The 6000-nt window shown below is 47.2% G+C and carries 6 protein-coding genes; 4 read left to right on the top strand and 2 right to left on the bottom strand.

The genetic code is table 11. From position 1 onward, the window contains the following. Nucleotides 1–262 precede the first annotated feature (262 nt). A complete protein-coding gene (locus QT716_RS15860; RefSeq protein WP_317937138.1) occupies nt 263–454 on the bottom strand; it encodes a DUF6440 family protein in 192 nt (63 codons plus the stop codon). A 161-nt stretch (nt 455–615) separates the two neighbouring features. Between QT716_RS15860 and QT716_RS15855 the strand changes: the two genes are divergently transcribed. The 4 genes from QT716_RS15855 (at nt 616) to tatC (ending at nt 4217) form a co-directional block, all read left to right on the top strand. Further along, on the top strand, nt 616–1371 hold the full coding sequence (locus tag QT716_RS15855) for a gluconate 2-dehydrogenase subunit 3 family protein (protein WP_317937137.1): 756 nt from the start codon (nt 616–618) through the stop codon (nt 1369–1371). Nucleotides 1372–1386: 15 nt separating this feature from the next. Next, nucleotides 1387–3099 (top strand): GMC family oxidoreductase, encoded by a 1713-nt coding sequence (locus tag QT716_RS15850; RefSeq protein WP_317937136.1) that lies wholly within the window; start codon nt 1387–1389, stop codon nt 3097–3099. Nucleotides 3100–3123: 24 nt separating this feature from the next. Beyond that, nucleotides 3124–3324, top strand: coding sequence for a twin-arginine translocase TatA/TatE family subunit (gene tatA / locus QT716_RS15845; RefSeq protein WP_317937135.1), 201 nt, complete (start codon nt 3124–3126; stop codon nt 3322–3324). A 149-nt stretch (nt 3325–3473) separates the two neighbouring features. Next, nucleotides 3474–4217, top strand: coding sequence for a twin-arginine translocase subunit TatC (gene tatC / locus QT716_RS15840; RefSeq protein ID WP_398293833.1), 744 nt, complete (start codon nt 3474–3476; stop codon nt 4215–4217). Between the two features lie 144 nt (nt 4218–4361). Here the strand turns inward: tatC and QT716_RS15835 are convergent, their stop codons facing one another. Then, nucleotides 4362–5894: a glycosyltransferase family 2 protein gene (locus QT716_RS15835; protein WP_317937133.1), complete on the bottom strand. Its 1533-nt coding sequence runs from the start codon at nt 5892–5894 to the stop codon at nt 4362–4364. Between the last annotated feature and the right edge of the window lie 106 nt (nt 5895–6000).

Genomic DNA, 6000 nt, shown 5'->3' with positions numbered 1-6000 from the left:
TTCTGTTCAAAAGATAATATTCTCTTCCTGCCCTTTTTTATGAATTCCAAAATGAACCCCTCCCGTGACAGTATGTTCCCACAACTATAACATCTCTTATGTCCATTTTAAGGGGGGCGACTAAATACGGGCAGCCATTTATGAATGGCCATTCTTTTGTTGATGCGCGTGCCGATGATGAACACAATGATGTCTTCCGAATTATCGGCAGTATGCCGTCCGGGATGAACGGGTGCTGGCATTGCGTCACTCCTTTTTTCAATCAGTCATGTACCGCGTTTTTATCCACCACGACGTTTCCGTTTTCATCAAGCAGCGGCGTCATCCCGCCTGAGTAGCCATCCCAGCTGTACAAGTAATGGACGCCGGTCATGGTATCGACCCAGATCTTACAGCCTGAAAATTTACCCTCTTGATGTATGATTACAAACCGTTTGTTTTCTTTCTCCTTCATTTTTAGCGCCTCCAGTTTTATTATAGTTTCTTTACGATTCACTAGTCGGAAAGTTTCATATTTGTCCTGATTGGTTCAGCCTCCCGAAAAGTTCCAGTAAGTGACTAAGCCGCTAAGAAACTGGTCAAACTGGCAGTAAAGAAGCTATAGGAGGAGAAGACGTGGATAATCCTAAAAAAGGTACTTCCAGAAGAGATTTTCTTAAAACAAGTGGTATTGCAGCGGGTGCACTTGTCGGTGGCGGGGTAATCGGCGGGCTAGTCGGCTATAACACGAAAGGCGGAAACGGTAAGTTAAAGGGGGGACAGTCTGGAGATCCCGCGAGCAAGCATGAAATGCAGACACGGGGGCTTATGTTCTTCCAGAATCCTGAAGAATTCAATGTCTTGTCCCAGGCGACTGAAAGGCTGTTTCCTGAAGATGAACTAGGGCCGGGTGCCATTGGATTAGGCGTCCCTTACTTCATTGATAACCAGCTTGCGGGGAACTACGGCAGTAATGCGAAGGAATATATGCAAGGACCATTTTTCGCTGGGGAAGCTACCCAAGGGTATCAGAGCCGGCTGACACGGGCGGAGATTTTCCGCCAGGGGATCGCTCTGATGGATCAAGAAGCTAATAAGCGCTTCGACAAGAACTTTACCGATATCGAAGGCGGGCAGATGGATGAGATCTTGACGGATTTCCAGAAGAACAAAATCGACATGAAAGGTGTTTCATCTGAATTCTTCTTCAAGCTGCTGCGGCAGGCGACGCTGGAAGGCGCTTATGCGGACCCGATCTACAATGGGAATGCCAATATGGAAGGCTGGAAGATGAAAGGGTTCCCCGGGCATCAGATGGCCTATATCAATGTGATCGAAGATGAGAAATTCCAGGTGATCGAGCCTAAATCGATCAGCAGCATGCAGCATTAAGGAGGAGGACGGACAGTGGCGAAAACACTTGATAAAGTAGATGTAGTAACAGTAGGGGTCGGTTGGACTGGCGGCATCATTGCTGCCGAATGCGCAAAACAAGGCATGAAAGTCCGAGGCTTGGAGCGCGGAAAAGAACGGGGGACGAAAGACTATGCGATGATCCATGATGAATATCGGTATGCCATCCGCTATGAACTGATGCAGGATCTCTCGAGGGAAACGATCACATTCCGCAACAATTTGAAGATGCGTCCCCTGCCGATGCGGCAAATGGGTTCTTTCCTTCTGGGAGAAAACCTCGGAGGGGCAGGCACGCACTGGAATGGGATGACTTACCGTTTTCTGCCTTACGATTTCCAGATCAAGACAGAGACGGAGAAGAAATACGGGAAAAACAAACTCTCATCCGACTACCTCCTGCAAGACTGGGGAATCACGTACGATGAGATGGAACCTTATTTCGATAAATTCGAGAAGACGATCGGACTTTCAGGGGAGGACACGAATCCATTCTGGGGGAAACGTTCATCAGGCTTCCCGACGCCTCCTATGAAAAAGACACCGTTGCTGAAAAAATTCGAGAAAGCGACGAAAGATCTTGGATACCACCCATATATGGTGCCTTCCGCAAACCTTTCGGAAGCATACGAAAATCCGGATGGCTCACAGATCAATGCTTGTCAGTACTGCGGGTTCTGTGAACGATTCGGTTGTGAGTATGGCGCCAAATCCTCGCCGGAAGTGACCGTCGTCCCTGCAGCATTAAAAACAGGAAACTATGAGATCACCTTCCATGCAAACGTAGTGGAAGTCTTGAAAAAAGGCGACAAAGTGACCGGTGTCCGCTATATCGACACACAAACTGGCGAGGAGTTCATCCAGCCGGCGGACGTTGTTGTTCTGACAAGTTACATTATGAACAATGCAAAATTGCTGATGGTTTCCGATATCGGGGAGCAATACGATCCGAATACAGGAAAAGGTACGCTCGGTAAGAACTACTGCTACCAGATTGAGCCGGGGGCGACCGGATTCTTTGATGATCAGATGAATGTGTTCATGGGGGCGGGTGCTCTCGGGATGACAATCGATGATTTCAATGGCGACAGTTTCGATCATTCCAACGAGGGGTTCATCCACGGGGCGAGCATTTCGTTCACTCAATCCGGGACCCGTCCTATTTTGAGTAATCCTGTTCCGTCGGATGTCCCTGTATGGGGAGCGGAATTCAAGAAAGCATCCATCGAAAACTATACAAGATCGCTTTCCGTCTTCGGACAGGGGGCTTCCATGCCGCATAAGAACAACTACTTGGCACTCGACCCGAACTATAAAGACAAATATGGCGTTCCGCTACTGCAGATGACGTATAACTTTACCGAACAGGACCGCAATCTCCATAAATTCATCACCGATAAGACAGTGAAAATCATGAAGGAAATGGGCGCGAAAAAGACCGAAGGCGGTAACCCGCTGACGGATTATGATATCGTGCCGTATCAGTCGACACATAATACAGGCGGTACAACAATGGGTGCCGATCCGAATACAAGTGTCGTCAATAACTATTTGCAGCATTGGGATATGGAAAACTTGTTTGTTGTCGGTGCCGGGAATTTCAACCATAACAGCGGGTACAATCCGACTGCTACAGTTGGGGCTCTCGCATACCGGACAGCGGAAGGGATTCAAAAGTACCGTGAAAAAGGCGGCATGCTCGCGTAAATCATAGAGAAGGGAAGAACCCAGATGAATCTAGCAGCGATTGGCGTTCCGGGTTTGATCATCATTTTAGTACTTGTGTTGATCGTGTTTGGCCCTCGTAAATTGCCTGAAGTCGGTTCGGCGATAGGGAAGACATTGGCCGAGTTCAAAAAGTCCGCAAAAGGGATTATGGATGATGAGGAGGACAAACCTGCCGTCAAGGATATTACAGATACACAGAAGTAGGTGAGACGATGGATCCTTATGGCGATCATAATCGGAAAATATTGAGCCCATTGGATAAGCTGAACAAAGAAGAAACGGTAGCGTCCGTGAAGACAGAGCCGCCCGATGCCGATGCTGAAGTCCTGCAGACACCAGAGCGAACGCAGCAGATGGAACCACAAACCGGATTACCGGCCGCACAAGAAGGGGAAAACTCAGGTCTTGTGGAACATTTAAGTGAACTGCGTAAACAGCTGATCAAAAGCGTAGCTGTTTTCCTGCTGTTCTTCCTTGCTGCATTCAGCACCATCAATGTATGGTTCCCCTATATCACACGGGGGTATAAGCTGATCATTTTGAGCCCGATGGAAGTGATTTCGTTTTATACGACCCTTTCAGCTGCACTTGCATTTGGACTTTCGGTTCCATTCCTCTGCCACTTCTTATGGCAGTTCGTAAAACCGGGTCTGAACGAAAAGGAAAGCCGTTTCTTAAGTCTTTACTCACCTGCGATTCTTCTATTGTTCGCAGTTGGGGTGGCATTCGGTTATTATGTTGTGAACCCGCTTAGCTATAAATTCTTAGTTTCATTAGGTGAGATGAATTTTGACGTAATGGTTTCGGCACAAGAGTACGCACGCTTCCTTTTGCTGACCACGATGCCGATCGGGTTGCTGTTTGAATTGCCCGTAGTGGCGTTATTTCTTTCTGCGATAGGAATCCTCACCTCAGGTTCCATGAAAAAGGTGAGGAAGTGGTCGTACGTAGTACTCGGAATCATTTCGGCACTTATAACACCACCTGACTTTTTGAGCCAGCTGATTATTCTCATTCCGATGATCGGTTTATACGAAGCAAGTATTTTTCTTGTCATGAAGACCGAGAAGCGTCTGCAGGCTGCCGATGCAGCTTGAAAATCCCGCTCTGCACATTGGATGTGTGCACAGCGGGATTTTTTCCGGATGCAGTTCATCGTCCAACTTACAATACTTTTTTGCGGAAGGGTTTTACTGTAGAAATAGCAATAAGGATTGCCAGTTGGCAATCTCTTTTCTAATTCAAGCCTTATGACGCCCCCGTAACTTCCAAATCTGATAAATCATCGCAATCGAAGATATGATCGTGAGGTACGTCAGCACAACCCATCCCGACTGCAAGTAAGGTTGAACTGCTACTTGCACTTTTTCACTCGTCAGAAACACCCTTTGATCGATACATAAATAAACGACAACACCCGCCAACAAGACAACTACAGCTAATCCTTCGACAAGTTTACTCTTCGTCTGCCCCCGCTCCGCACTGTATTGATTGGCCCAGCCATCTTTTTTATTCGCAGAAAGTTTCCCTAACCAAACATTCGTGAAGGTGATCAAGTTCGCCCATAAATAGAGCTCCGGACTGATTAATAAACCCGCCAGAATGATGTCGATGGGTCGGTGCATGGGTGTTTTCATTGCGAGAATGATATTTAAGATAGAAGCCAAAATGACCGGCGTGAGCCAAATCCAGGAATAGGAGAATTGGTCGGTTGCGAGGCTGAGGACTAACATGACGATGAATAGGACCCGGATGACGAGGTTCGTTAAGGACTTTGCTTGTTCCAGCCAAATCTTTCCCCGATGCTTGGAACGTACGCCGATGTTGCCGTTCGTTAATAGTTCCACTGTTCCGGACTGCCATTTGTTCCGCTGTTGTCTGAACGTGTGGTAGGACTTCATCGCATCTACGTAACAGCGGGCGGTGGGGCTGATGAGTGTTTTCCACTTCTTTTGGATTTGCCACGTCAGCAGCATATCTTCTACGTCACTTTCGTCTTGCCAAGGACCGTCCAATTTGTTTTCATCGATGACGTCCTGCAGCGCTTCTGGTCGAAAAAGCGTCGCCTGGCCGCCAAGGACGTACGTACTGCCGCCACTATATTGCAAATTCAGCAGCCAGCTCGCCATGTCTTGTTTTTGCTGGTGCGTCCACCAGCGAGTGATCAGACTTCCGTATTCACCAGTAGCGATTTTTTCTTCATAATGAGGGTCTGACTTTGATATCAAACTCTTCTTTTTCGGCATCCGCATCGTGTATTTCGCCATTACCCCGCCGATATTACGTGAACTCATTAACCCTTCCCATAGTTGCGCTAATGCACCTGGCGCAAGACGGCTGTCTGCGTCCATTCCGAGAATGGCTTTGATGGAATTCATATAATATTCTTCGTAAACGGTTCGTTTTTTATCGTATAGATCGAGTGGATCTCCGTAAATACTTTTCCAAGCGGTATTCAACGCGCCGACTTTTCGCTGTTTGTTGTTGATGGTTGTGAGGACTGTCAATCGTAAATTGAATTCCTCTGCAGCGTCTAACGCAATTTCTTCCGTCCGGTCTGTACAATTATCCGCGACAACGATGACATCGAGCTCCACGTCTTTCGGCAGCGACTGATCGCCAAGGCCCGCGAGACAATCGCGTATCGACTTTTCTTCGTTGTGAGCTGGGATGAAAGCGACTATACGCGGTTTCATGTAAGTGTTTTTAACCCTGGGAATTCTAGTAAATGCAGAGTGATTGAGTTCTTGTAAACTAGTAGAATTTTCTTCCATATATGAGTCCTCCTCTCTACATACTCGTCAATACTTCAAAACGAAATTTTTTGAAGAGTAATTTTGACCTATACTAAAGTATTGCGGTTGAAAGAAAGATAGAACG

The sequence above is a fragment of the Sporosarcina aquimarina genome, assembly GCF_033253705.1.
In the GTDB taxonomy this organism is placed as follows: Bacteria; Bacillota; Bacilli; order Bacillales_A; family Planococcaceae; genus Sporosarcina; species Sporosarcina aquimarina.
Note: the sequence above shows the minus strand (reverse complement) of the source record. Positions and strands in the feature narration are given on the sequence as shown.